The sequence below is a fragment of the Leptolyngbya sp. O-77 genome (assembly GCF_001548395.1).
Taxonomy (GTDB): Bacteria; Cyanobacteriota; Cyanobacteriia; order Elainellales; family Elainellaceae; genus Thermoleptolyngbya.
On sequence record NZ_AP017367.1, the window covers coordinates 2,404,699 to 2,428,790 of the forward strand.

Annotated in this window: 21 protein-coding genes and 1 other RNA gene; 12 read left to right on the forward strand and 10 right to left on the reverse strand. The window is 56.3% G+C overall.

The annotated features are described in order from the left end of the window. The first annotated feature begins 74 nt into the window (after positions 1-74). Positions 75-1,712 (forward strand): photosystem II high light acclimation radical SAM protein, encoded by a 1,638-nt coding sequence (locus O77CONTIG1_RS10290; protein WP_286132651.1) that lies wholly within the window; start codon positions 75-77, stop codon positions 1,710-1,712. A gap of 27 nt (positions 1,713-1,739) precedes the next feature. Here O77CONTIG1_RS10290 and O77CONTIG1_RS10295 read toward each other — a convergent pair whose 3' ends face one another. Next, positions 1,740-2,789: a mannose-1-phosphate guanylyltransferase gene (locus O77CONTIG1_RS10295; protein WP_068510323.1), complete on the reverse strand. Its 1,050-nt coding sequence runs from the start codon at positions 2,787-2,789 to the stop codon at positions 1,740-1,742. Positions 2,790-3,385: 596 nt separating this feature from the next. Between O77CONTIG1_RS10295 and O77CONTIG1_RS10300 the strand changes: the two genes are divergently transcribed. From O77CONTIG1_RS10300 to O77CONTIG1_RS10310, 3 genes are all read left to right on the forward strand, one after another. Then, positions 3,386-4,672, forward strand: coding sequence for an LCP family protein (locus tag O77CONTIG1_RS10300; RefSeq protein ID WP_225894738.1), 1,287 nt, complete (start codon positions 3,386-3,388; stop codon positions 4,670-4,672). 213 nt (positions 4,673-4,885) lie between these two features. Then, a complete protein-coding gene (locus O77CONTIG1_RS10305; RefSeq protein ID WP_172799665.1) occupies positions 4,886-5,407 on the forward strand; it encodes a pentapeptide repeat-containing protein in 522 nt (173 codons plus the stop codon). Between the two features lie 56 nt (positions 5,408-5,463). Then, complete coding sequence (locus O77CONTIG1_RS10310; RefSeq protein WP_068510324.1) at positions 5,464-5,757, forward strand: hypothetical protein; 294 nt, start codon at positions 5,464-5,466, stop codon at positions 5,755-5,757. Between the two features lie 75 nt (positions 5,758-5,832). On the opposite strand, the gene O77CONTIG1_RS10315 is transcribed toward O77CONTIG1_RS10310, so the two are convergent. Further along, the gene (locus O77CONTIG1_RS10315; protein ID WP_068510325.1) at positions 5,833-6,213 is read right to left on the reverse strand and encodes a hypothetical protein; all 381 of its coding nucleotides are present in this window, start codon (positions 6,211-6,213) and stop codon (positions 5,833-5,835) included. Positions 6,214-6,467: 254 nt separating this feature from the next. Between O77CONTIG1_RS10315 and O77CONTIG1_RS10320 the strand changes: the two genes are divergently transcribed. Continuing rightward, complete coding sequence (locus O77CONTIG1_RS10320) at positions 6,468-6,923, forward strand: DMT family transporter (protein ID WP_068510327.1); 456 nt, start codon at positions 6,468-6,470, stop codon at positions 6,921-6,923. A gap of 39 nt (positions 6,924-6,962) precedes the next feature. On the opposite strand, the gene O77CONTIG1_RS10325 is transcribed toward O77CONTIG1_RS10320, so the two are convergent. The 4 genes from O77CONTIG1_RS10325 to xseA all read right to left on the reverse strand — a co-directional run bounded on the left by O77CONTIG1_RS10325 (position 6,963) and on the right by xseA (position 11,137). Continuing rightward, on the reverse strand, positions 6,963-7,148 hold the full coding sequence (locus O77CONTIG1_RS10325; protein WP_068510329.1) for an exodeoxyribonuclease VII small subunit: 186 nt from the start codon (positions 7,146-7,148) through the stop codon (positions 6,963-6,965). 137 nt (positions 7,149-7,285) lie between these two features. After that, a complete protein-coding gene (locus O77CONTIG1_RS10330) occupies positions 7,286-8,710 on the reverse strand; it encodes a hypothetical protein (protein WP_156435136.1) in 1,425 nt (474 codons plus the stop codon). Between the two features lie 37 nt (positions 8,711-8,747). Then, on the reverse strand, positions 8,748-9,797 hold the full coding sequence (locus tag O77CONTIG1_RS10335) for a hypothetical protein (protein WP_068510332.1): 1,050 nt from the start codon (positions 9,795-9,797) through the stop codon (positions 8,748-8,750). 119 nt (positions 9,798-9,916) lie between these two features. Beyond that, positions 9,917-11,137 (reverse strand): exodeoxyribonuclease VII large subunit, encoded by a 1,221-nt coding sequence (gene xseA / locus O77CONTIG1_RS10340; RefSeq protein ID WP_068510334.1) that lies wholly within the window; start codon positions 11,135-11,137, stop codon positions 9,917-9,919. A 523-nt stretch (positions 11,138-11,660) separates the two neighbouring features. Between xseA and recA the strand changes: the two genes are divergently transcribed. The 4 genes from recA (at position 11,661) to hetR (ending at position 16,487) form a co-directional block, all read left to right on the forward strand. Beyond that, positions 11,661-12,773: a recombinase RecA gene (gene recA, locus O77CONTIG1_RS10345; protein WP_068510335.1), complete on the forward strand. Its 1,113-nt coding sequence runs from the start codon at positions 11,661-11,663 to the stop codon at positions 12,771-12,773. Positions 12,774-12,786: 13 nt separating this feature from the next. Next, positions 12,787-14,649, forward strand: a complete 1,863-nt coding sequence (locus O77CONTIG1_RS10350) for an FAD-dependent oxidoreductase (RefSeq protein WP_317134245.1) — start codon at positions 12,787-12,789, stop codon at positions 14,647-14,649. A gap of 32 nt (positions 14,650-14,681) precedes the next feature. Continuing rightward, positions 14,682-14,870, forward strand: coding sequence for a hypothetical protein (locus O77CONTIG1_RS24450; protein WP_156435138.1), 189 nt, complete (start codon positions 14,682-14,684; stop codon positions 14,868-14,870). Positions 14,871-15,578: 708 nt separating this feature from the next. Further along, positions 15,579-16,487, forward strand: a complete 909-nt coding sequence (hetR, locus tag O77CONTIG1_RS10355) for a heterocyst differentiation master regulator HetR (protein ID WP_068510337.1) — start codon at positions 15,579-15,581, stop codon at positions 16,485-16,487. A 293-nt stretch (positions 16,488-16,780) separates the two neighbouring features. Here the strand turns inward: hetR and O77CONTIG1_RS10360 are convergent, their stop codons facing one another. Both O77CONTIG1_RS10360 and O77CONTIG1_RS10365 read right to left on the reverse strand, forming a co-directional pair. Continuing rightward, on the reverse strand, positions 16,781-17,224 hold the full coding sequence (locus tag O77CONTIG1_RS10360) for an RrF2 family transcriptional regulator (protein WP_068510338.1): 444 nt from the start codon (positions 17,222-17,224) through the stop codon (positions 16,781-16,783). Between the two features lie 25 nt (positions 17,225-17,249). After that, positions 17,250-17,897 carry a TMEM165/GDT1 family protein gene (locus O77CONTIG1_RS10365; protein WP_068510339.1) on the reverse strand — a complete coding sequence of 216 codons (648 nt, stop codon included), beginning with the start codon at positions 17,895-17,897 and terminating at the stop codon, positions 17,250-17,252. 503 nt (positions 17,898-18,400) lie between these two features. Between O77CONTIG1_RS10365 and O77CONTIG1_RS10370 the strand changes: the two genes are divergently transcribed. Beyond that, positions 18,401-18,874: a hypothetical protein gene (locus O77CONTIG1_RS10370; protein WP_156435140.1), complete on the forward strand. Its 474-nt coding sequence runs from the start codon at positions 18,401-18,403 to the stop codon at positions 18,872-18,874. Between the two features lie 168 nt (positions 18,875-19,042). Here O77CONTIG1_RS10370 and rnpB read toward each other — a convergent pair. Beyond that, positions 19,043-19,510: RNase P RNA component class A (rnpB, locus tag O77CONTIG1_RS10375), an RNA gene on the reverse strand. 47 nt (positions 19,511-19,557) lie between these two features. Between rnpB and O77CONTIG1_RS10380 the strand changes: the two genes are divergently transcribed. Together O77CONTIG1_RS10380 and O77CONTIG1_RS10385 are read left to right on the forward strand one after the other, a co-directional pair. Continuing rightward, positions 19,558-19,887, forward strand: coding sequence for a DUF3593 domain-containing protein (locus O77CONTIG1_RS10380; protein ID WP_068510346.1), 330 nt, complete (start codon positions 19,558-19,560; stop codon positions 19,885-19,887). A gap of 378 nt (positions 19,888-20,265) precedes the next feature. After that, positions 20,266-22,257 carry a serine/threonine-protein kinase gene (locus O77CONTIG1_RS10385; RefSeq protein ID WP_068510348.1) on the forward strand — a complete coding sequence of 664 codons (1,992 nt, stop codon included), beginning with the start codon at positions 20,266-20,268 and terminating at the stop codon, positions 22,255-22,257. Positions 22,258-22,378: 121 nt separating this feature from the next. On the opposite strand, the gene O77CONTIG1_RS10390 is transcribed toward O77CONTIG1_RS10385, so the two are convergent. Next, positions 22,379-23,971 (reverse strand): BamA/TamA family outer membrane protein, encoded by a 1,593-nt coding sequence (locus O77CONTIG1_RS10390; RefSeq protein ID WP_084782487.1) that lies wholly within the window; start codon positions 23,969-23,971, stop codon positions 22,379-22,381. Positions 23,972-24,092 lie beyond the last annotated feature (121 nt).

Genomic DNA, 24,092 nt, shown 5'->3' on the forward strand with positions numbered 1-24,092 from the left:
TCTACGAATTGACGCTTTAGATTGACGCTTTAGATTGACGCTTTTCAACCTCCAGATCAACCCGATTAATCAGCATGACAGCGCACTTGATGTCTCCGCCGACACCGCTTACCCGCCGCGATCGCCTCTCGTCTGATCGGGTGTTATACGTGCGCCTCCCGTGCAACCCTATTTTTCCCATTGGCGTGGTCTACCTGTCCGACCATGTCCACAAAGTGTTCCCCGACGTGCAGCAGCGCATTTTCGATTTGGGAGCCGTGCCGCCTCTGGATTTTGGCCCTGCGCTCGACCGATGCATCGACGAGTTTCGCCCAACGCTGCTGGTGTTTTCCTGGCGCGATATTCAAATCTACGCCCCGGTGGGCGGACGCGGTGGCAACCCGCTGCAAAATGCCTTTGAGTTTTACTATGCTCGAAACCCGCTGATCAAGCTGCGGGGAGCGATCGGCGGCTTTCGCATGGCTGCGTCTTACCTTACCGAACTCTGGCGCAATGAAGGTCTGATTAGGCGCGGGCTAAAGCGGGCGCAGCGCTACTGTCCAGAGGTTCGACTGGTGGTGGGCGGTGGAGCCGTCAGCGTGTTTTATGAACAGTTGGGCAACATGCTCCCCAAGGGCAGCATCATTTCCGTGGGCGAGGGCGAATTGCTGCTGGAAAAGCTGCTGCGGGGGCAGGATTTTTCGGATGAACGGTGCTATGTGGTGGGCGAAACGAAACCGCGCGATCGCCTGATTCACGAACAGCCCGCTCCCCTGGAAAAAGGCGCGTGCAACTACGACTACATCGCTGAGATTTGGCCCGAATTTAGCTACTACTTGCAAGACCAGGATTTTTACGTGGGCGTGCAGACCAAGCGCGGCTGCCCTCACAACTGCTGCTATTGCATCTACACCGTCGTCGAAGGCAAGCAGGTGCGGATTAACCCGGCGGATGAAGTGGTGGCAGAAATGCAGCAGCTTTATCGGCGCGGCGTTCGCAACTTCTGGTTTACCGACGCGCAGTTTATTCCTGCCCGCAAATTCATCGACGACGCGGAGGAACTGCTGCAAAAAATCGTCGATGCGGGCATGACCGATATCCACTGGGCTGCCTACATTCGAGCCGACAACCTGACCCCACGCCTCTGCGAGCTAATGGTGCAGACGGGCATGAACTATTTTGAAATCGGCATCACCAGCGGCTCTCAGGAACTCGTCCGCAAAATGCGGATGGGCTATAACCTGCGGACGGTGCTGCAAAACTGCCGCGATCTGAAGGCAGCCGGTTTCAACAGCCTAGTGTCGGTCAACTATTCCTTCAATGTAATCGACGAAACCTTTGACACGATTCGCCAAACCATTGCCTACCATCGCGCTCTGGAGGATATCTTTGGCGCAGACAAGGTAGAACCCGCCATTTTCTTCATCGGTCTCCAGCCCCACACGCACCTAGAGCAATACGCCTTTGACCACGGCATTTTGAAAAAGGGCTATGACCCGCTAGCAATTCACCTGCCCTGGGTGGCGAAAAAGCTGCTGTGGAATCCGGAACCGCTCGGCTCCTTCTTTGGTGAGGTGTGTCTGCAAGCGTGGCGGCAAAACCCCAACGACTTTGGGCGCGAGGTGATGCGGATTTTGGAACAGCGGCTTGGCCGCGCCGAGCTAGAAGAAGCCCTGACAGCGGCGATTCCCGTAGGAACCGCTTCGCGAATCGCCCCTGCGGTCAAGCGGTAAAGCCCCCACGCGGTCGGATCTACGGGTCTACAGCAAATGGTGGTACTGCGGATCGTCTTGCAGCGCCTTGAGGACTTGCTTGATTTCCTGGGTGCGGTCTTTTTTCACCACCAGCGTCACTTTGTGGTCGCGCACGATCACCGTATCTTCTAGCCCGATGGTGACGATCAGATCTTCGTCGTCGGTGGCATAAAACAGTGCGCCCTGGGTGTCTAGCCCGACGTGACGCGCCAGTTCTACGTTAGGATTGTCGCCCTTTAGCAGCCGCTCAATCGCGTTCCAGTCGCCCAGATCGTCCCAGCTAAAGGCAACGGGCAGCACGTAGGCGCGGTCGGTTTTTTCCATCACGGCATAGTCGATGCTCTGCTTGGGCAGCTTGGGATAGGCTGCTGGGCCGTCTTTCATGAGCGGCTGCATGACGTAAGGCGCGTGGGTTTCCAGTTCCGCCAGCATGACCCCCGCCTGAAAGATGAACATGCCGCTGTTCCAGCTAAAGCGGCCGCTGGCGAGAAATGCCTCCGCCGTGGCGCGATCGGGCTTTTCGGTAAAGCGGCTGACCCGGTAGGCAGCGCAGTCGAGATACGTGCCTGCTGGGTCGCCCTGCTCGATGTAGCCATAGCCCGTCGAGGGGAAGCTCGGCGCAATGCCCAGCGTGGCGATCGCCCCCTGTTCTCGCGCCAGATCTGCCGCAGCCCGCAGCGTATTGTGAAAGGCCGGCAGGTCGCCAATCCAGTGATCGGCTGGAAAAAAGCCGACGATTGCTTCCTCTCCATAGCGGCGGGCAATTTCTAGCGTCGCCCAAGCCACCGCCGGAGCCGTATCTCGTCCCTCGCTTTCCACCAAGAGGTTCGCGTCTGGCAGGTCGGGCATCTGCTCTCGCACGCCATCGGCCAGGTGCGCCGCTGTGATCACCCACAGCCCGTCCCATCCACCCGCAAGGTCAAGGAGGCGATCGCCCGTCGCCTGGAGCAAACTTCTGCCGCTGCCGTCGAGACTGAGAAACTGCTTGGGACGCGCCTTGCGGCTGAGGGGCCAAAACCGTTCGCCCTTGCCGCCTGCCAGAATCACTGGAATCATGCTGCTTGCTCCTCCACGTTTACGCCGCTGCGTTTACCCAATTCCGCCCTATCGTACAAAACTTTTTTCATGCCTGGCGTTGCCAAAACCGCCGACTTTATCGGATTTTCATCTGGAAAACCGGGAGCCAGTATTGAGGTTGCTCTAGGTTGAAGTTGCTTTATAGGTTGAAGTTGCTTTAGGTTAAGGTCGCTTTGCAAAACCGTCACGCAGCTTACGATGCGATCGCTTGGGGTTTGATAAGGTTATGTCCAGTGGGAGAGTAGGTCATCTTGTCGAGTGACCCAAGGGGATCATGTACAAAACGACACATTTGGATAAACTGGTGAAGGGCTAGAACTGCTGCTAAGAATTTCACAGGGGGCATTTCGGAAGCAGCGCAGAGTTTGGATACGAGTTGCAGCCAACGCAGTTACGAGGTGTGAGTCCGAGTGAGACAGTCCAATCCTGAGTCTGAAATTGAGCTTTCTGAACCCGAACAACCTGGTCAAGTCCCCGTACACTCGCCTTCTCCGCGAGCCTCTGCGACTGGGGTTTCCCCTAGTTCCTCAAAGCGGGCGATCGCTCCAGTCGCCCCGCCCAGAGGACGCAGCGTTTTGAACAGGTTGCTGTGGGTTCTGGCCTTTGTTTCTACGGCGACCATTTCCGCGACGCTGGGCGCAGCACTGATGATTCTGATGCCGGAGAGTGGCGATCGCGATGAGCAAAGCAACCTGCGGCAGCGCGTGGGCACGGTATTGGCCAACAGTTTTGGCTATCGGGTGACCCGCCCCGTCAACATTTTGGTGATGGGGGTCGATCACTTTATGGACGCTCCTGAAGATGCCGAAGATACGGTGCTGGGCGGACGCAGCGATGTCATGCTGCTGGTGCGCGTCGATCCAATGACCAACACCGCCAGCATTTTGTCCATTCCTCGCGATACGCGGGTGGAAATTCCCGGCTACGGCGTAGCTAAAATCAATCATGCTAACCAGGAAGGGGGCGCGGCCCTAGCCGCGCAAACCGTCAGCTACAATCTGGACGGCGTGCCCATCGATCGCTACGTGCGCGTTAGCACAGATTCGTTTCGGGCGCTGGTCGATTTGCTTGGCGGCATTGAGGTCTACGTTCCTTTTCGCATGGAATACGAGGACGTAACCCAAAAGCTAAAAATTGACCTAGAAGAAGGACAACAGTGGCTCAATGGTAGCCAGGCCGAGCAATTTGCCCGCTACCGCAACGATGGTCAGGGCGATATTGGACGGGTGCAGCGCCAGCAGCAGCTTTTGAGAGCGCTCAAGGATCGATTGGCAAGCCCAGCAACCGTAACCAAATTGCCGCAAATTATCGCGCTGATGCAGGAGTATGTCGATACCAACCTAACACTAGAGGAAATGCTGGCGCTGGGCAACTTTGCGCTGACGATGGAGCGCAGTGACCTGCGGATGGTGATGCTGCCCGGTCGATTTAGCCGGCCCGACGAGTCGATTGCCAGCTATTGGATCTTGAACCGTCGTGAGCGCGATCGCATCATGCGGGACTATTTCCAGGTGCCAGGGATTGATGTGCAGCTAGCCCGCAGCGCCGATCCTAGTTCCCTCCGCATTGCCGTGCAAAACGCCAGCGGCGACGGGCGAGCAACGCGCCGGTTGGTGCGCTATCTGCGTGAGCAGGGGTTCTACAACGTCTACGTCATTCCAGATTGGTCGGTCTGGGAAGGCGAAACCCAGGTGATTGCCCAACGGGGCGACCTGGAAGGGGCAGCAATCGTGCAGCGATCGCTCGGCGTGGGCGAAGTGGTGTCGGCCTCGATTGGCGATTTGGAGTCGGATTTGACGATTCGGATTGGCACTGATTGGGTAGAGCGAGCAGCAAGCGGACAAGACCACGTTTTGAACTAAGCCCTGTCGCTTCTTCTCAGCGAACCAGCATCGGCCAGCCCTCCAGCGAGGCAGATGCAGTCTTTGTAGGAACCATGAGAAGATAGCATTGGCAGTTACATTGGCAAGCACGGCTGGCAAACACGGCTGGCTAGCCCCGTGAGTAACCCTCGCTGCGTGAGTAAAGCCGAGTGAGTCATCAATGGCTGCTGTGATGCGTTTGGGTTCGGTGAGATGGTCGAGCGTCCTGTGAAATCGGTTGTGGCACGCGGGCTGGGGTTGCTCCTGGTTGTGGGGTTGGCCTGCCTGTGGTTGATGCTGAGCGCAGTTCCGGCGATCGCCGCTGTAGACACGGTGAACTACAATAACGCAGACCTCAAAGGGCAGGACTTTTCGCACACAGACCTATCAGGCAAGGCGTTTGTCTCCGCAGAGATGCGCGACATCAACCTGGAAGGCTCTGACCTGAGCAACGCTATTCTCACCAAAGCGGTGATGCTGCGGGCAAACCTGCGGGATGCCAACCTGACCGCCGCGCTGGTGGATCGGGTCTTTCTGGTGGGCGCAGACCTGACCAACGCGATTCTGGAAGATGCCACCATGACCCGCACCAGCTTTGAAGACGTGACTGTGACGGGGGCAGACTTTACCAACGCCATCCTCGACCGCTACGAAATTTCCAAGCTGTGCGATCGCGCTGAGGGCGTAAACCCGGTGACGGGCGTGGCTACGCGAGACAGCCTTGGCTGTCGATAGGGCTTGCGACATCCCAGTTAGGGCGCTAGCATGGTTCAAATGAACTATTTTCCGCCATGCGTGCCCGACTAGAAAACGACCTCCTCTTCCTCCACTGCGACGATGTGCCACCCTACAAGAAAACAGGGTCGCAGGTGCGAAATACTTACTTTTGGGCGCTAAAGGCGATCGCCGCCCATGCCCCCTACGCCCGCGATTGGGAATTTGATCCAGAGGTTTGGGTCGCGTTGCAACGGCTGTTGCTGTCTTTTGCCGAGTCGGGCTATCTGGGTCTACGTGAAACCCTGCTAGAGTTTCCGCCCGACACCACCATCCCCGACCCGCTCCGCGCCGTGTCTACGTGGGAGTAGGCACTTCAGGAAGATTGCTCTACACAAGCCCAATTGGAGATTTTGGATTTTGGAGCGGGTTCTAATACCAAACTCCTACTTCTTCTTCAGGGTTTGTGACCCTACCAAATTCGGCATTTTGGGCGGCGGGATGGAGGGCAGCACGCCATCTTTCAGCAGCGATTGAGTAGGCGTGGGAACGCTGGAGAGCGCGTGATCAGGCAGCACCGAAACGCGGGGGGTTGCCACAGAGGAAATGACCTCGTTGCCCAGGATTGAGGTATTAACCGGGGGCGGCGCGGGTGGAGTGCTGCCGGAATAGAGAGTGGTGTTGACGGGCGATCGCAGGCTTGGAAACAGGGCAGGATTCAAAACGGACGTGTCTACCTGAACGTCGGGGTGATCCGAGGGATGCTCCGGCAAACGGCCCAACGCTCCATTAATAGGGGGCGGGACTTGGGAAGGGTCAATGCTCATGGCTTTTTCCTTGTCCAGGATTGGCTGAAACCTAGCATATCGTCCACACTGCACCAGAATTGCACCGGAATTATGTCGATCTGTTGCGGTGCTGCCGTTGCCAGAAAAGCGGCACAGTTTCCCTGACTGGAGCGGGCTTCGATTGCCCGCACCATATTTATAGCGATATCAATAATCTTGATGTTAAGATATTCATTATATTCTTGATGTCAAGCATCTTAGTATCGAGATAAATTGCCAGGGAGCTTCAAATTATGAATGGACGCACCGTCTTTTTGCTGGCCGCCCTTGCTGGGGGCGCGATTTTGCCTGTTCAAGTCGCAATTAATACGCTGCTGCGTCGATATGTCGGGGAGCCGATGCAGGTGACGTTCATTTCCTACCTGGCGGGGACGCTGGCTTCGCTGGCGATTTGTCTAGTGGCCCGCTACCCCCTCCCTGCGGCGACCTCGCTGGCGCAAACGTCTTGGTGGATGTGGGTGGGCGGCTGCTTGGGCACGCTCTACGTCTGGTCTACGATTTTCACCACGCCGCGCATTGGGGCAGCGCTGGCGCTTTCGCTGACCATCGCGGGTCAACTGATCGCCGCGCTATTTTTGGATCATTACGGGGCACTTGGACTAACCCGCTACGCCGCCAGTCCGACTCGCATCGCAGGCGTGGTGCTGGTGATTTTGGGTGTGTCGCTGGTGTCCTACGTCAGACGTTGAGGGCGATCGCCCCACTCGCCTCAGCTTGCTAGAAAACACCTAAAAATCTTCGTCCTCATCGTCGTTCAGCGTTTCGATCAGCAGTGACATCTGTGCCTGCTGCTGCGCCAGAAACGCATCGCACTGGTTCAGTTGCTCAACGGCGATCGCAAACTGGCTAAACACGGCTGCTAAATCCAGATCGCCCGTCTCGATTTGCTCGATGATGTTTTCAACCTGGGCGATCGCCGTTTCATAGTGCCAATCGGGAGTTTTTCTTGGGGGGGCATGATTTTAATTAACTTTCTAGAAGATTGGGGTTAAGAGTCAGGAGTCAGGCAAACCGTTTTCGGCAACAGTTCCAGACATCAATCGTTTTTACGTCAGCTCAGGGAACCTTGCCACCTCTCAACGACCGCTGGATCAGGATGAGCTCGCACCCCTCGTTCCTCCAGGCAATCCACAAAGCGATCAATGCTGATTGATGCTCCAAGCTCGCCCGCGTCATCTAGGTCTTGAAGCCATTTCTTCAGAGAAGTAATCATACATAGGGGAAAATCAGCTTTGATGAGGGATTGCTCAAAATCCCAATCAGAAATCGTTGTTCTGGAAATCAAGTCATGGGCTTTGTAACGATAGATGCAAAGGGCGCGGGGTAGGGGAATGCAGGTTGGCATGAGGTCAAAAAGATAAACGAGATATCGGAAGCGTCGGCTTTGACGGAGCCAGTCATAAATCTCCCGCGACTCGGACTGGTCAAGGCAATGCTCCACCTGCATCAGACACCAGAGCCAAATACTTAGACCCTTAACCGCAAGCCAATGCAGAGGGCTTCCTGACCGCTTGCTTCTGAGCTTCGCAATTCTCAACCACTTTCTAGAGGCATTTTCAGCGTTCAGTAGCCAGTCCACACCGCTGCGCTGATTGCTGGGGTACTGCAACCCATATGCCTCAGTCCATAGCGAAGAGAGAATTTGACAGGCTTCCGTATCCAGTTGCTCTAGCTTTCTAAAGTCGTCGCGAGAGCGCTCTGACTGTTCTACCAAATCCTTAAAGGTGCGAATACCAGAAACAAACTGTTCTGATTTCTTCTTGGAAACCAAGCCCCAAAGCAAGGAAACGAGAAATGCTGCCGATGCAACAAAGAGGGCTGCTAAAGCAAGACCTAGTAGGTAGCCTATCACCGTCTGCAAATCTTGCACTTCGTGAAAAACCTTGCCAAATAAGGTCTGTGGAAGGCTCGTTGAATCGAGCTTTAGATCAATGAAATTGGGAAGTGCCAAAACAGGAGCCGCAAGTGCTGCAATGATGCCAAGGCGACGAGTCCATACCTCCAAGCTTTCCTGCGTCATTCGGTCGGCTTGTTGTAGCATCGAATTCACAGTTTCTACAGATCGTCCAACACTCCCTAACAGTTGTTCGTCCCATTCCTTCAAAGATTGCAGGGGCTGTTTCCAGTAGTGATAAGGGTAAGCATCCAACAGGGCTTCTCGCAAATCATTGGGATGAGTATCCTGACAAGAAGAATACGTCAAATTTCGATCCCAAAGGTCTTCTGTTCCATCTCGATAGCCGTCGAATTGCCGCTTCAATTGAGCAACATCGCTGCTTACTTTCTCTAGCGAAGATTGAACTTGTCGCAATGGAAGTGAGAGTTTTTCCATCTCCAGGTAAACTTTTTTCAGAAGACCACCGCTGATAGTCGGCAAGAAACTGATAGCATTGTTAATCAAATCACTAAGCCCATCTAGAGTTCCAGCCCACCGAGCTTGTCGAGATCGCAAAGGCTCATATTCAGTAGAAATCAAGCGTAATTCATGTGTGTGTAGTGTGCATAAGTAAGCTCTAATAACAATCTCTTTCTAATTCTTGTTCAGTGAAAATTTTTCCTTTGCGAAGTGGAAAAGTCAAGTATCGGGGATGGTAGAAATCTCTGCTAATTTGGGCACGCCGCAGTGTCAAGAAGTCTCCTTCTAATACGCCCCCGTTTACTTCTTTTGCAAAGGGATCATCAGACCCAAGACAGGTTTTGACTAGGGGATACAAGCTATCCGATTTCTTAGCTGCTAACTCTTCTGGGCAGGAGGGTGGATTCACATATTGAGCAAAGTAAAAAACGGGGGATATTGCTTCGCAGTCCTTTGCAAATTCTGGCTGTGCTATGCCAAAGCCACAGAAGGATCTGATCTTTGCAAAGACTGTTTCCAACTTGCCCCACATCACGTCTTGCAGCAAGAAGCTTGCCTCATCCACAGACAAATTGGGAACGGCATCGGGTTGAGATTGCAGATCATTGGACGGTGGCGGGGCCCAATAGCCGCCTATCGGGTGGCTGCTCCACAAAGCCAATATCGGGTTGTAGATTAAGCGATCTTGGCTGACAGTGAATTCAACAAATGAAAGTGACCAGAAGATAGAGCAAGAAGACCAATCGATAGAACTTAGGATTTGCTCAATGTAGAGACAAAGTTGTTCCCCGCGGAGTGTTCCATTGAAGTGTTTTTTTAGGGCTGCCAAAAAGTTCTGGGGATAAAGCGGCGCAAAAAACATACACTGGCGCTTATTAAAAGCGTCTCGAAATTTAGCTTCAGACGGCGCAGTTTGAAGCTGAACAGCGTAGGCCTCAAACTCTCTTTTCATTTCATCATTCCACTGCTGAGCCGCCTGAGGGTCTAGCCAATTCCAAGCTGTGCCCTGACTAGATACACCCAAGCTCGCCCCTGGTATGTCTAAGAACAATTGAATTAGTTTGTGGATTGCTCGTGCGTGGTCAGTTGCATCCCTGTCATTCGTGCGCCAGTAGAGCGGGTAGCTAGTCAAGAGCGCGACGCGAGTGAATCCATCTGATGAGGATAATGAGAATTCGTCTGCTCCCTGATTGTTCATTTTATTCATTTGTCGACCTCCCCTAGCCTTTGCCAGTTGAGTACTAATACTTATGTCACTATTGTCGCTCCAGATTTCGGGGCGAGAAGCAGACATTTATTATTCTTTGCACATGTACATATTGTGTCTTATGAGATGCTTTTCACTTCGGCAATCAGTTCACCCTGAGCCAGGGTAATCGTCAGCGTATCGCCGGGGTGGAGGGTTTCGGTGGAGCGGGCGATCGCCCCATTGTCTTGCCGCACCACCGCATAGCCGCGACGCAGGACTACTGCCGGGTCGAGGGTTTGCAGGGTTTGGCGCAGGTAAAGCGTATGCTGCTGGGACTGCTGGAGCCGCTGCTGGGTGCTGCGGATGAGCCGCTGGCGCAGGGACGCAACGACCTGGATGCGCTGCTGCATCTGGCGGTCGAGCCTTAGTCGGGAAAGGCGATCGCGCAGTCGTACAACATGCCGCTGCGCCTGCTCAATCCGCTCGGCGGCAACGCGGTAGAGCGCCAAACACCGCTGCTGATGCTCTTCCACCAGGTCATCTAGAATCGGAACCGCCGCCTCAGCCGCCGCTGTTGGCGTGTGGGCGCATAGGTCGGCCGCCAAGTCAGCCAGCGACTCATCCCGCTGGTGCCCAATGCCCGTGATCACTGGGATGGCACACTCCGCCACTGCCCGCACCACGCGCTCGTCATTAAAACAGTCTAGGTCTTCCGCTGCGCCACCGCCCCGCGAAAGGATTAGCACGTCCGCCCGCCTGTCCCGCTCAACCCGGCGAATCGCCTGGGCGATCGAGGGCGGAGCCAGTTCGCCCTGCACCATCGCAGGCGACAGCAGCACCCGCAACCCTGGATAGCGATGCGACAGCGTGCGCTGAATATCGCCCCAGGCGGCGGCTTGAGGCGACGTGACCACTGCCACCACGCGGGGATGCGGTGGCAGCGGCCGCTTGCGATCGCGGTCAAACAGCCCCTCCGCCTCCAGCCGATTCCGCAGTTGCCGATGACGGAGCGATCGCAGCCCCTCGCCCGCTGGCAGCACTTGCCAGATCGTGAGCTGATAGCTGCCCCGCGCTGGATACACCTTGATTTGCCCCAGCACGATCACCTGCTCACCCCGCACAGGCATCACCGCCAGCCGATCAAGCTGGCTGTTCCACACCACCGCGTTGATTGCTGCCTGCTCATCCGGGTCTTGCAGCGTTAGAAACAAACCACTGCGATGGGAATTCACACTCGACACTTCGCCCGTGACCCAAACCTGCTGAAGCTGCTCATCGTCTTCGAGTAGAGACTGGATATAGGTGGTCAGCCCCGCCACCGACAGGGCCGTATTACGGTAGTGCAGAGAAGAAGACACGGCAAGAACTGGGGGCTAGAGGTTGAGCATTGGGCATAATTTAGAGTCTTCTTAGAGTCGATGGAGTTTAACCGTCGGCTCATCAATAGACCTTAGAAGATCAGCTTAGATCAGCGACTTGGCCAGGTGCCAGAGGAGAGATTCTTGTACTATAATAGTACAGACGTATCCGGGTTTCTAATTTCAGTTTATGAATTGAATCTCTTAAAGCTTCTTGAGACATTAATCGCGAATTAAACCCCAATAAATCAAAAACATCGAATAAATCGAATTCAAACAAAATCAGATTTAGACTCAAAAGAGGCGTTTCCGAACCCAACAAGAGATCTAAACTGAGATCCATCTGAGAGATCCATCTGAGATCATCCATCCATCTCTGACGCTGAAATAAAGCAGCTATTTTGGCTGTTTGTTTTCATAGGCTGTTGATTTCTCCAGACTGCGTGCTTTCCCGGACGGTTTGTTCTTAAAGACCATTCACTCCTCCTGCATCTGTCCCCTCCTGCATCTAGAAGAGGCCCTAATGGCTAAGGCGACTGACAATAGTAAAGTATCGGAACCCAAAGAATCCAAAGAAAGCGCCGAAAAGCGGAAAGCGCTGGACATGGTAATGTCCCAAATCGACCGCAACTTTGGCAAAGGCACGATCATGCGTCTCGGCGATGCCAGCCGCATGAAGGTAGAAACTATTCCCACGGGTGCATTGACGTTGGATCTGGCGCTAGGCGGCGGGCTGCCGAAGGGACGGGTGATTGAAATCTACGGGCCAGAGAGTTCTGGGAAAACCACGCTAGCACTCCATGCGATCGCCGAGGTGCAAAAATCCGGCGGCACGGCTGCCTTCGTAGACGCAGAACACGCACTTGATCCGACCTACTCGGCGAACTTGGGCGTGGATATTGACAACCTGCTGGTGTCCCAGCCCGATACGGGGGAAGCAGCGCTGGAGATTGTGGATCAGCTGGTGCGCTCTACCGCCATCGATCTGGTTGTGGTGGACTCGGTGGCAGCGCTGGTGCCCCGTGCTGAAATTGAGGGCGAAATGGGCGATACCCACGTCGGCTTGCAGGCGCGGCTGATGAGTCAGGCGCTTCGCAAAATCACAGGCAATATCGGCAAAACAGGCTGTAGCGTCATCTTTCTCAACCAGCTTCGGCAAAAAATCGGAATTTCCTACGGCAACCCCGAAACCACCACAGGCGGCAATGCGCTGAAGTTCTATGCCTCGGTGCGATTGGACATCCGCCGGATTCAAACCCTGAAAAAAGGCACGGAAGAGTATGGTATCCGTGCTAAGGTCAAGGTCGCCAAAAACAAGGTCGCGCCGCCGTTTCGCGTAGCAGAGTTTGACGTGATTTTTGGGCAGGGCATTTCCACCTACGGCTGCTTGATGGATTTGGCGGAAGAGACTGGCGTGGTGACTCGCAAAGGGGCGTGGTATAGCTACAACGGCGAGAACATTAGCCAGGGACGCGATAACGCCATTAAGTATATGGAGGAAAATCCCGACTTTGCCAAAGAGGTGGATCAGCTAGTGCGCCAAAAACTGGAGATGGGTGCGGTGGTGTCTGCAAACTCGGTTGCGCCGCCGGACGCAGATGAGGAAGACTACGACGAGCTAGAAGACGAGGAATAGCAGTCTGGATAGCTTGACTACGGATGTTTTAGTCGTCGGCGGCGGTACGGGCGGCACAGCGGCGGCAATCCAAGCGGCGCGGCGCGGTGCGGCGGTGGTGTTGGTGAGCGAGTTCTCTTGGCTAGGAGGAATGCTCACCAGTGCTGGGGTTAGCGCTCCCGATGGCCATGAACTGCGATCGCTCCAAACTGGACTCTGGGGGGCATTTTTGCAATCGCTCTCGGCGCGTCAGCCGGGTGGACTGGATCACGCCTGGGTCAGTTTCTTTACCTACGATCCGGGTGTCGGAGCAGCAATTTTTGCTGAATGGGTGCAGGCGCTCCCCAATTTGCGCTGGATCACGGGGCAAACGCCGCTGGCGGTGCTACGCGAGGGCGATCGCATTACGGGCGTGCGCTTTCAGGAGTTCACCATCCACGCGCAAATCACCCTCGACGGCACGGAACTCGGCGACCTGCTGGCGCTGGGCGACGTGCCCCACCGCTGGGGTTGGGAGTTTCAGCCAGAGTGGAACGAACCGAGCGCTCCGCTGCAACCGACCCTGCTGACGGAGCAATATCCCGTGCAAGCGCCCACCTGGGTTGTGGTGCTGCAAGATTTTGGCGAAGCGGAGGCTCCCAAAATTCCGCCGCCACCTGACTATGACTCAACCCGTTTTGAGGGCGCGTGGGATGGCTATGGGCCGGAGAAATTTCTCAACTACGGGCGGCTGCCGGGCGATCGCTTCATGATCAACTGGCCCCATCACGGCAACGACTATGGGCACAACTTGAACCGCTTGGTGCAGTCTGCTGAAGCGCGGCGCGAGTTCGATCAAGAGGCCCGAAACCACGCCCAGGGCTTTGCCCACTTCATCCAAACCGAACTGGGGCGACGCTATGGGCTGGCGGACAAAACTTTTCCGGCAGCGCCGCGCAGAATGGGCAGCAGTGCCTTTGCGCTGCATCCCTACTACCGCGAGAGTCGGCGGCTGCGGGGGCGATCGCTCGTCACGGAGCCAGACATTCTGCCAATTCCGGGGGGACAGGTAGCTGCGCTGCCTGTAAATGAGCAGGGAGAACCCACGGCGATCGCCCTTGGCAACTATCCCAACGATCACCACTATCCGGGCTACGACTTTCCGCCGCATCCCAAGTCGCTGCGCTGGGGCGGGCGCTGGACGGGGACGCTGTTTTCCCTGCCCTACGATTGCCTGGTGCCAGAAGCGGTTGAAGGGCTTTTGGTATGCGAGAAGAATATCTCCGTATCGCACATTGCTAATGGCGCAACCCGGCTACAGCCCGTCGTTCTGGGGTTGGGGCAGGCAGCGGGCATGGCAGCGGCACTGTGCATCGAGCGAGGCTGCTCCCCTCACAACCTGCCCGTGCGCGAGTTGCAAGAGGCGCTGCTAGCAGATCCCGCGGCTCCGGCTGCCGTGGTGCCGCTGTTTAACCTGCCGCCAGATCATCCCGACTGGCTGCACTGGCAGCGCCATTACCTGGATCATCCCGACCAGTATCCGACCGATGGCAATGTGCCAGGGCAATCGCCCCTGGTGAGGGCAGAGGCGCGATCGCCCCAGCCCATGTCTACAAATACCTCGCCAGCCGTGCGGGGGCTGATTCATCCCCTCGCGCCGCAGTCCTACACAGTAACACTGACGGAAGGGGCGATCGCCTCCCTGCGGACTGCCCAAGCCCTACCCAGTCCCCTCTCTGCCGCCCTGTCGTTAACCTTAGTCACGCTGGATGCAGACATTGACGCGCAGCTTCGGCAACTCCAAACGCCGCAGTGGGCCAACCTTTTGGGAAAAGTCAATCTATCAGGCGGCTGGTTTCTAGCAGAAAACGTAACTCTTTTAACGAGTTTTCCTGATCAGTTTGAGGGGTCTCCGTAACAGAGAGTAGAAACCTTTACACGGATGCTCTCATGCTGACCGCCAACTTATTAATCCTGTTTGTTGCGCTGCCAGCGCTCGTTAGCACTCTGGCTGATGCAAATCTGCCCTCGGCCTCTTTCTCTCGGTCGATTTATAGCCAAATGGCAACGGGCGCTACGCCCCCTGCTAGCGATCAATTCCATCGCGGCAGCGGACGTTGCACGACGACTTGCTCCTGAGCAGCCCTAACCTGTTGCGGCTGCACACTCGAAATGCCTCGCCTGCTCAAGCAACCGTTTAAGTGACTGAATTGCCCGAAAACTGAATACAGCGATATCGCATCACTCCCTGCCAACTTCTAGCGCACAAGTATCTGATCAGCGTCCCAGCTAATTTCCTGACGGCTCGTGGCAAAGATTCCGCCAAAACTCGGCAAATTTTCGGAAAATATCCGGCAAATGCCTAGTGAATCGCTCAGGAAACGCCTGGTATAACAGAGTCAGGTTTGTTCGCTCAGATGCAGTTTGTCAAATCAGTAGCAATCATTCTCCTGTGCAAAGCGTTCCGGTTAGAAAACGTCTATAAGCCCTAGAACTACGGTTTCCAAGTTTACGAAGCGAAAGTTCGCCGATTTGCCCAAAAAGTTTGATCCAGCCTTGGCCGGGATTGGGCGATCGCCAGACTGTTTGAAGGGAGCACCACTACCTGTCTGATTTACAAATCTGCGTTAGCAGGGAAACCTGTTGAGCGGCGATCGCAACAAGATTGCAGGATTGCCATGGCGACTTGCAAACCTTGCAGCCTCCAGCTTAGACCCGCTAAAGCTCTGTTCAGAATTTGGCGATATGGTTTAAGCTAGGGGTATTTTCGGAAGGATTGTACGTCGCCAATCGTACAGTCTGCAGATATTCTGATACCCACTTATTGCAACGGCTCTTCGTAACAAGATGACTAATGATTTGGATCTGATCAAGCGCCTGAGTCCGAGTGCGATGGATCAGATCATGCTCTACCTGGCATTCAGCGCAATGCGAACGGGCGGACATCGCCACGGCGCATTTCTAGACGCAGCAGCCACCGCTGCCAAATGCGCGATTTATATGACCTATCTAGAGCAGGATCAAAACCTGCGGATGACGGGGCATTTGCACCACATCGAACCCAAGCGGGTGAAGGTCATTGTGGAAGAGGTGCGTCAGGCACTCACCGAAGGCAAGCTCCTGAAGATGCTGGGTTCTCAGGAGCCGCGCTACCTGATTCAGTTGCCCTACGTGTGGATGGAGCAGTTTCCCTGGCAGCCGGGGCGATCGCGCATTGCGGGCAGCAGCCTGACCATGGAAGAAAAGCGCCAGATTGAAGAGAAACTGCCGCCCAACCTGCCCGACGCGCAGCTGATCAACTCGTTCCAGTTCATGGACATCATCGAGTTTCTGCACGAGCGATCACAGGAAGACCTGCCCGAAGACCGCCGCCTGCCCATGAGCGAAGCCCTGTCGGAGCATATCAAGCGCCGCCTGCTCTACTCCGGTACGGTGACGCGGGTAGATTCGCCCTGGGGAATGCCGTTCTATGCGCTCACCCGCGCCTTCTATTCGCCGGCCGACCGCGAAGAGCGCACCTACATCATGGTGGAAGACACTGCTCGTTACTTCCGCCTGATGCGTGACTGGGCGGAGTATCAGCCCCGCGTATTGCGAGTGTTGGAAGAATTGGACATTCCTGAAGACCGGATCGAAGACGCGCTGACCGATTTGGATCAAGTGTTGCGGGAATGGGGCGATCGCTACCATAGAGAGGGTGGCGTTCCCTTCGTTGTGCAAATGGCCGTCGGCCCCAAGGACGAAGAGGAATCGTGAGTTCTGCGACGGTCAGGAAATACTTCTGGGCAATACTTCTAGACGATGCTTCCAGATAATGCTGCTGGACGATGCTGCACTGCGCGACTGCACCGCCAGCTAGCATCACTAGTTCACAGCTGCGGAAATAGGTTGGACGCTTGTAGTGGTGACTTCAGTCGCCTAATTTAGGGCTGTCCTGTCTGAAGCAGACTAAAGTCTGCACTACAAACTTAAGCAGACTAAAGTCTGCACTACAAACTAGAGGTAGGATCACTGCACGGAAACATTACACGGCATACTACACAGCAATACTACACAATAAAGTGGGGCGTTTCGCTCTGAATCGCCTGGTGGCTTTTGGCATCAAAATATAGATCTTCAAGGGAAATGCTGTGCAGGGCATCGCGCAGCTTGTCGTGCAGGCGATGCCACAGCGTTAGCGTTACCCAGTCTTCGGCCTGGTCTGTGTCGGGGCTGTGGCGTGGTAGCGGATCGACCTGCTCCCCGACTGCTTCTAGAATTTGCCCCAGCGAAATCTGGGCGGGCGATCGCGCCAGTTGATAGCCGCCCTGCACACCGCGCACCGATGTTACCAATCCTGCCTGCCGCAGCTCGATCAGCAGCTTTTCTAGGTAGGGCGCAGGAAGCTGCTGTCGAGTGGCGATCGCCCGCACAGAGGCTGGCCCGCCGCCCGGTTGCAGGGCCAAATCCAGCAGGGCCTTGACGCTGTAGTGTCCGCGAGTGGTGAGCTTCATGCGGAGTTCATCGGAGGTTGGAGTGTTAAACGCCGTTGGCGGTGGCGATCGCCGCGAAGATTAGAAACAGTCCGCCACCAAGCAGGGTCAGCGTTTTTTCTGACAGGTGACCGGCGATCAGCCTGCCGCCAATGACGGCGATCGCCGCGCAAATGGCGTGTCCCAGGATTGCGCCGACCGATACCCCAAGGGGATTTTTAGCCGCCGCCAGACCGATAGTGGCAATTTGCGTGCGATCGCCCCATTCTGCCAAAAACGTTAGCCCAAAGGCTTGCAGAACCACTGCCAGATTGGTCGGCCGCTTGAGCAGCACTTGTTCCGACTGCGTGATGGTTTCTAGCGCCTCTTCGCAGGCCTCAGTACAGGGGTCGTCAGCCATGCGCCAGCCCTTGATCAAAAGCTGGATTCCAAACGCCAAGAACAGTGCTATCTCAGCGTAATAGACAACCGCTGGCGAAAACAGCGACACCACGCGCCCCATCATCACCGAAATCAGCGTCATCGCCGCCAGCGCACCCACTACGCCCAAAAAGACGAGCGATCGCCGATGTCGTGTTGCCAAAATCACGCCAATGAAAAAAGTTTTGTCGCCCAGTTCTGAAACCGTAATCAGCAGCAGCCCCGCAACAAACGCCTCGAACAGACCCGGCTGATACAAACCTGCCTCGATCATGCTCTCATCTCCTCTCAGGATAAAGGTACAAGCCTGAGTGGACTCGATGAGAGGCAGCGCACTCCACCAAGCCCACTCTAACGGTGGACTTAGTGAAGGTCTCACTGAATGCTCGGTCAGCGCTCTTAGCGACAGCCCAAATGCATTACCTGAACCAGGGTCATCCCCAGTGTGTTGATTCAGGTTCCCGGAATGCGCCGGATAGCTACTCCCCTTCAGTCAATAAGTATTATTGCATGGTTTGGAAAAAAGTTGGTGTCGTGCTGCGAATCCTCAGAAAATCTGGGCAGGTGTTAATGTTGCTCAGGACGAAGGAGCGTGGTTGAATCGGCCCCTTTACGCCGCAACAATTAGTCAACCAAAGTCAATCGAAGTTAGCATCAGTCGGCATCAGTCGGCAGAATTAAATTTTTTTGAGCTAGGACTCTAGAAAACCCATGAAATTGAGCATGACTATAACTTTGAGCCGGGTATCGCACCAAACTTTAAGCATGAGCTTGAAGTTGATGCTCGCAAGCGCGATCGCCCTCGTTGGAGCGATTGGGCTGCCGCTGGATGCCCCAGCCCAGGCTCAGACAGCAACAGCCCTCGCACCAGAGGCGATTCCCGTAGGCAGCGCTTCGCAAATTGCCCAAATCAGCGAAGAGCGAGTCGGCCGCGTCAACCCGGCGCGTCCCATTCGGATCGAAATTATCAACGGCGGTCGGGCTACCATTGCCGCCGCCCTGACGCAGCCCGCCTCCGCCGAACGGCAAATTGCCCCCAATAGCCAAACCGCCTTTGGCACGACGACCACCAGCTTTTTGCCGCTGCCGATTAACCTGCTGGTCTATCCGCTCGGAACTGGCATCGGGCTGAGTGTAGACGTGCTGGTGGAAGATAACGTGATTCAAGTCATCGTTAGCGAACAGCTTTCGGACGATTCGGGCACGATTAACCTGTCGGTTGACGAAAACGGCACCGTGCTGCTGATTTAACGCTAATCCAAGACCGTTCAGATATTGCGACAGTGGGCATCTAGCGAGTATCTGTCGCAGATGAAGCGACGATTGGGAGGCGATCGCCGCTTTAGCAGACCGCAAGACCTGGCAAACTGCGGATCTTTCAGCTAGGAGGGCGATCGCCTTCAAAATATAGAAAAAATGGGAGGGAAGAGGCGGACATAAGCCGGGTTCTGTTCTCGCACTGGCAAGCCAGCCGAGGGCAGTTATCTATCTGGGATGCCTGTCGCCAGACACCTCTAGCGGATTGGCAGATGCAGTGTACACTGCACCTCGGAGCCGGTAAAAGACCAACCGTTGCCCCTTCGACCTTGCTCCCGACCGGGGTTTACCGAGCCAGCGCCTCTCGACGCTGCTGGTGCGCTCTTACCGCACCTTTGCACCCTTACCCAAGTTTTGGATCTTGGATTTTGGATTTTGGGTTGCCGCCAAAATCGCCCATCGCCAATCCAAAATTGCCTGGGCGGTATGTTTCTGTGGCACTATCCTCACGCTCGCGCGCACTTGGCGTTACCAAGCAGGTCTGGTCTTTTGGGAGCCCGGACTTTCCTCAGATGCCATCAGAGCCGCAACCGCGACTCGTCAACATCCGCAACCGCCATCGCCTCCTCTTCCCGATCTCCAGTCTAGTTTGCAAAACTCCCACCCTGCTCTCTGCAATGTTTTCCAAAGAAACCCTCTTCGCCTTGTCGCTCTTCCCCTACCTCGGCTTTTTATGGTTTTTGACAAAGGCAGGCAACACGCCCCGACTGGCGCTGGTGGGGTTTTATATGACGCTGGTGTTTGTGGCGGTGACGATTCCAGCGGGAATCTACGCGGAGCGGGTGGTGGGTGAGTCGCTGGCCAACGTGGACTGGCTACACGGCAGCGCAGAGGCGTTTTTGACCCTGGCGAATGTGCTGGTGGTGCTGGGGTTTCGGCAGGGCATTGTGCAGCGGCGATCGCCCAATCCGGGGCAAGATTCCTCATCCCACGTCCCGAAATCCTAACCAAATTTTTCCATTCGGCGGGCTTGGGGTTAGCATTAGCGAAGGGTGTTGCTTTGAAGCGTGAACGGAGCGCGATCGCCAGACTGCTTTGTGCCGCCGCACTAAACAGAACCAAACCAAACGGAACCAAACCATCTATCTTGAGCAGGAAGGCGCGGGTATTGCTGCTCATGCTTAAGCTCTATGTCTCAGGGCTTTATGTCTAAAAGCTTTATGCCTAAAGCATCTCAAGCTCTTGGACAAGCTTTTTGACGATGGGGTTTCAGCCAGCAATACCAGCCGAGTCGGGAATCTCTGGAGGCAGCGGAGTCGTTGTCTTGGTCGCTCCGTTCCGATCCGGGGGACAATGAACCATACGAGCCTCAGTGCGCTACCACCATGACTTGTTGCCTAAACCCCAAGTGTAAAAGTCCTCAGAACCCTGACGATGCCAACGTGTGTCAGAGTTGCGGAGCCACGCTCACGCCACTCCTGCGGGGACGATATCGACCCCAGTACCCCATCGGACAGGGGGGGTTTGGGCGCACCTATCTGGCGCTGGATGAGGATCGGTTGGGGACGCGCTGCGTGGTGAAGCAATTTTCGCCCCAGGTGCAGGGCACAAAGTCGCTAGAAAAAGCGGTGCGGCTGTTCAACCAGGAGGCGGTGCGGCTGGATGAACTGGGCGAGCATCCACAAATTCCCACGCTGCTGGCCTATTTTGAGCAGGACAATTATCTCTACCTGGTGCAGCAGTTTGTCGAGGGGCAGAGCCTGCTCCAGGAAATGCGGCAGACCGGGGCGTTTGGAGAGCGCCAGATTCGAGAGGTGCTGGCGGATATTCTGCCGGTGCTGCGGTTTGTGCATCAGCGCCAGGTGATCCATCGCGACATTACGCCGACCAATATCCTGCGGCGACAGGGCGATCGCCGCCTGGTTCTCATCGACTTTGGCGTGGCTAAACAGCTTGGCGATGCACCCGTCGCCACAGGAACCCGCATCGGCACAGAGGGCTACGCACCCATCGAGCAGTTTCGCAGCGGTCGCGCCTATCCCGCCAGCGACCTCTACAGCCTGGGGGCGACCTGCATTCACCTGATGACGCAAGTGCGGCCAGATAATCTTTATGACCCGCTGGAGGGTCGCTGGACCTGGCGAGAATACCTGGCAGAAAAGGGCACGCTGGTCAGCGACCAACTGGCGCACATGCTCAACCAAATGCTGAAGGATCTGGTGTCGGAGCGCTATCAGTCGGCCGATGAGGTGATGCGCGATCTGAATGCGGACTATTTCATGCCAACCAGCCGGCCGGGGCGATCGCCCGCTCCTCAGCCTTCTGCCCAACCCTCAGCTTCTCCGTCGCCCCGTGTAGCAGCGTCACCCCAGGCAACTGTACCTCAGCGAGCTGCGTCCCCGGTCGCCTCGCCTGCCCGCCCGTCCAATCCGCCTACCTCTGCGCCGCCCACCTCGCGCCCGCCGCTGGTGCGTCCCACAGTGCCGCAAATTTCAGGCTGGCGCTGTATTCATACTCTGGTGGGGCATGGCTCTTGGGTCACAAGCGTGGCAGTGGACGAAGCGGGGTCGGTCGTGGTCAGCGGCAGCCTAGACGACACGGTAAAGGTATGGAACCTGACCCAGGGCAACCTGCTGTTTAACCTGGCGGGCCATAGCCGCGGTGTCAATGCCGTAGCCATCAGCCCCGACGGGCGCACCTTGCTGAGCGCGGGCGATGACTGCTTGATCAAAGCCTGGTATCTGCCCACGGGTGCGCCTTTGCGGAATCTGTCGGGCCACAGCCGCGACGTGAATGCGCTGGCCGTTAGCCCTGACGGGCGACTGCTGATTAGCGGCGGCGAAGACCGGACGATTCGCCTGTGGAGCCTGGCCAATGGCGCGGTAGTCAAGGTGCTGCCGGGGGTGCTGAGCATGATCAAGGCGATCGCCATCGGTCGCGACGGGCGCACCTTTGCCAGCGGCGGGCTAGACAACAAGGTGCGGATCTGGAGCCTGCAAACGGGCGAACAGCTTCGCCTGCTGTCGGGCCATGTCAGCGCGGTGAATGCCCTCGCCTGCCACCCCGACAACCTGACGCTGGCCAGCGGCAGCCGCGACAAGAGCGTCAAGATCTGGAATCTGCAAACCAGCGAACTGCTGCACAACCTCACCGACCACACCCGCGAGGTGAATGCCCTGGCGTTCAGTCCCGACGGCAAGATTCTCTTTAGCGGCAGCAGCGATGCCACAATCAAGCTGTGGGACGTGGCCAGCGGGCGGCTGATCGATACCCTGGTGGGGCATAGCGATAGCGTGAATGCGATCGCCCTCAGCGGCAACGGTCGCTATCTCGCCAGCGGCAGCTCGGATAATACCGTGCGGGTGTGGCAGCATTGAGGGAAGAGGGAAGAGGGAAGAGGGAAGAGGGAAGAACGAAGAAGGAAGAACGAAGAAGTTTCGTTTTTCGTTCTTCGTTTTTCTTTTTTCTCTCTTCTTTCCTCTCTTCTCCCGTCATGGGCTAGAAGCGATCGCCAAAGGTGGCAATCAACCTGCTCTCGCCTGTGTCGGTAAAGCCAAACTCTAGCCGACCAAAGCCCAGTGGCGTGCGAGCCTGCAACCCCGCCCCAAAACCGAAACCATCCCCCGGCTTGTCGCGGGCGATGGCGGGTTCGCCGATCACGTCATCGGCCGTGCCTAGGTCATTGGCGTAGTCGATGAACAGGATGCCACGCAGGTCGATATCGCGGTTAAACAGGTTCAACCGGGCAACCGGAAAGCGATATTCTGCGGTTGCCTGGATAAAGCTGCTGCTGGTGCTGATGCCGCCGCCCGAAAAGCCCCGCACCGAGTTGTTGCCGCCCAGGTTAAAGCCAATATAGGGCGGCACATCGCCCAGGGTTGTGCCCGCCTGCACGTTTAACACCAGCGTCCGAGGCCCCCGATCAAAGCCGAACAGATTCAACGGCAGGTAGTGGGTATAAGAGCCAGTGAACCGGGTAAAGGCATCGTCCGTGTCGATCAGAAAGCCCTGGCTCGCTCCAAACCGCAGCAGGGAGCCTTCGGTAGAATAGGCCCCGTCGTTGCGGCGATCGACCGCTGCCACAAAGTCCACACTCACTAGGTCGTCAATCCCATTGTTTTCTAGGGTGAAGCGATTGCCGTCCTCGTCTCTGGGGAAGATATTGTCTGAAAAGAAATCGTCGCGCACCGACACCCGCTGATAGGTCACGCCCAGCGCCGACTCGATTTCATTGCCAATCGAAAAGGTATATTCCACGCCGCCGCCCAGTCGGTGAATCCAGGGCGTGTCGCCTGTGGGCAGGTCTACGTCGCGATCGCCCCCTTTGAACGCACCCAAGTGCGATCGCTGGCTAAACACATTTGCGCCAAAGTTGCCAAACACCACGCCCAGATCGGCTCCCAGTGCCGTAGTGCCGCCCACCACCGCCAGGTGAATGTAGCTGTCTGCGCTGAGGGGTTGCCGCAGGCTGGCCACCGCTGACAAACCCGTGCTTTGGATCGTCGTCCGCACCACACGCCGCCGCAGGGGGCTTTGTAGCGCCGTGGGATCAGGCAGATCGCTCGCGAGCTGAAAGCGGAGCGCGTTGCCCTGCTCGAAGTCGTATAGGGCAGGGATTTGGGCGATCGCCTCCGAATCCAGCGCCGTCAGAGACGACTGCCGCTGAGCGGGCACAAGGATAGGCGATTCAGACCCATCCGGTGCATTTCGGGGGGAAACCGTCGGCTCGACCTCTAGCGTCTCTTCGACCCACAAATCCTCAGCGCGGGTCGAAGCGTCTGGCGTGGGCGCGACGACGGTTTCCGGCTCTGGCGCAGACGGCTGAACACCAGACAGACCCCGCCCCTGGCTGCGCGTCGCCTCTGCTTCAAGCCGCTCCAGCGATTCGGGCACTTGCCCCGCCTGGGCCAACAGTGCAAGTCCTGCTACATCGGCTCCGTCCTGCTGGGGATGAAGCGTATCCTGATGAGTTTTCAAGAGTTCTGGAGTTGCCTGAACCGACAGCGCAGACATCAACACCACGCTGATCGTTCCTGCGACCTTCGTCAGCACGCTCAGCGACATCATAGGCAAATGGTAGAACCGTTGCATGGACTTTATCTCCTCACATAAAATTTATGAACCCTGTGCCGCCTTTTGTCCTTAGTAAGAGGAAAATTAAATCGTCAGCCAATCGTCAACCGACTGTCAGCCAACCGTCAGTGAACCGTCC

Coding starts and splice junctions, on each gene's coding strand:
- O77CONTIG1_RS10315 (WP_068510325.1), bottom strand. CDS start 6,213: ATGAGCATTGACCCTTCCCAAGTCCCGCCCCCTATTAATGGAGCGTTG.
- O77CONTIG1_RS10305 (WP_172799665.1), top strand. CDS start 4,886: ATGGTCGAGCGTCCTGTGAAATCGGTTGTGGCACGCGGGCTGGGGTTG.
- O77CONTIG1_RS10310 (WP_068510324.1), top strand. CDS start 5,464: ATGCGTGCCCGACTAGAAAACGACCTCCTCTTCCTCCACTGCGACGAT.
- hetR (WP_068510337.1), top strand. CDS start 15,579: ATGACTAATGATTTGGATCTGATCAAGCGCCTGAGTCCGAGTGCGATG.
- O77CONTIG1_RS10290 (WP_286132651.1), top strand. CDS start 75: ATGACAGCGCACTTGATGTCTCCGCCGACACCGCTTACCCGCCGCGAT.
- O77CONTIG1_RS10295 (WP_068510323.1), bottom strand. CDS start 2,789: ATGATTCCAGTGATTCTGGCAGGCGGCAAGGGCGAACGGTTTTGGCCC.
- O77CONTIG1_RS10385 (WP_068510348.1), top strand. CDS start 20,266: ATGACTTGTTGCCTAAACCCCAAGTGTAAAAGTCCTCAGAACCCTGAC.
- O77CONTIG1_RS10365 (WP_068510339.1), bottom strand. CDS start 17,897: ATGATCGAGGCAGGTTTGTATCAGCCGGGTCTGTTCGAGGCGTTTGTT.
- recA (WP_068510335.1), top strand. CDS start 11,661: ATGGCTAAGGCGACTGACAATAGTAAAGTATCGGAACCCAAAGAATCC.
- O77CONTIG1_RS10390 (WP_084782487.1), bottom strand. CDS start 23,971: ATGCAACGGTTCTACCATTTGCCTATGATGTCGCTGAGCGTGCTGACG.
- O77CONTIG1_RS10320 (WP_068510327.1), top strand. CDS start 6,468: ATGAATGGACGCACCGTCTTTTTGCTGGCCGCCCTTGCTGGGGGCGCG.
- O77CONTIG1_RS10380 (WP_068510346.1), top strand. CDS start 19,558: ATGTTTTCCAAAGAAACCCTCTTCGCCTTGTCGCTCTTCCCCTACCTC.
- O77CONTIG1_RS10335 (WP_068510332.1), bottom strand. CDS start 9,797: ATGAATAAAATGAACAATCAGGGAGCAGACGAATTCTCATTATCCTCA.
- O77CONTIG1_RS10360 (WP_068510338.1), bottom strand. CDS start 17,224: ATGAAGCTCACCACTCGCGGACACTACAGCGTCAAGGCCCTGCTGGAT.
- O77CONTIG1_RS24450 (WP_156435138.1), top strand. CDS start 14,682: ATGCTGACCGCCAACTTATTAATCCTGTTTGTTGCGCTGCCAGCGCTC.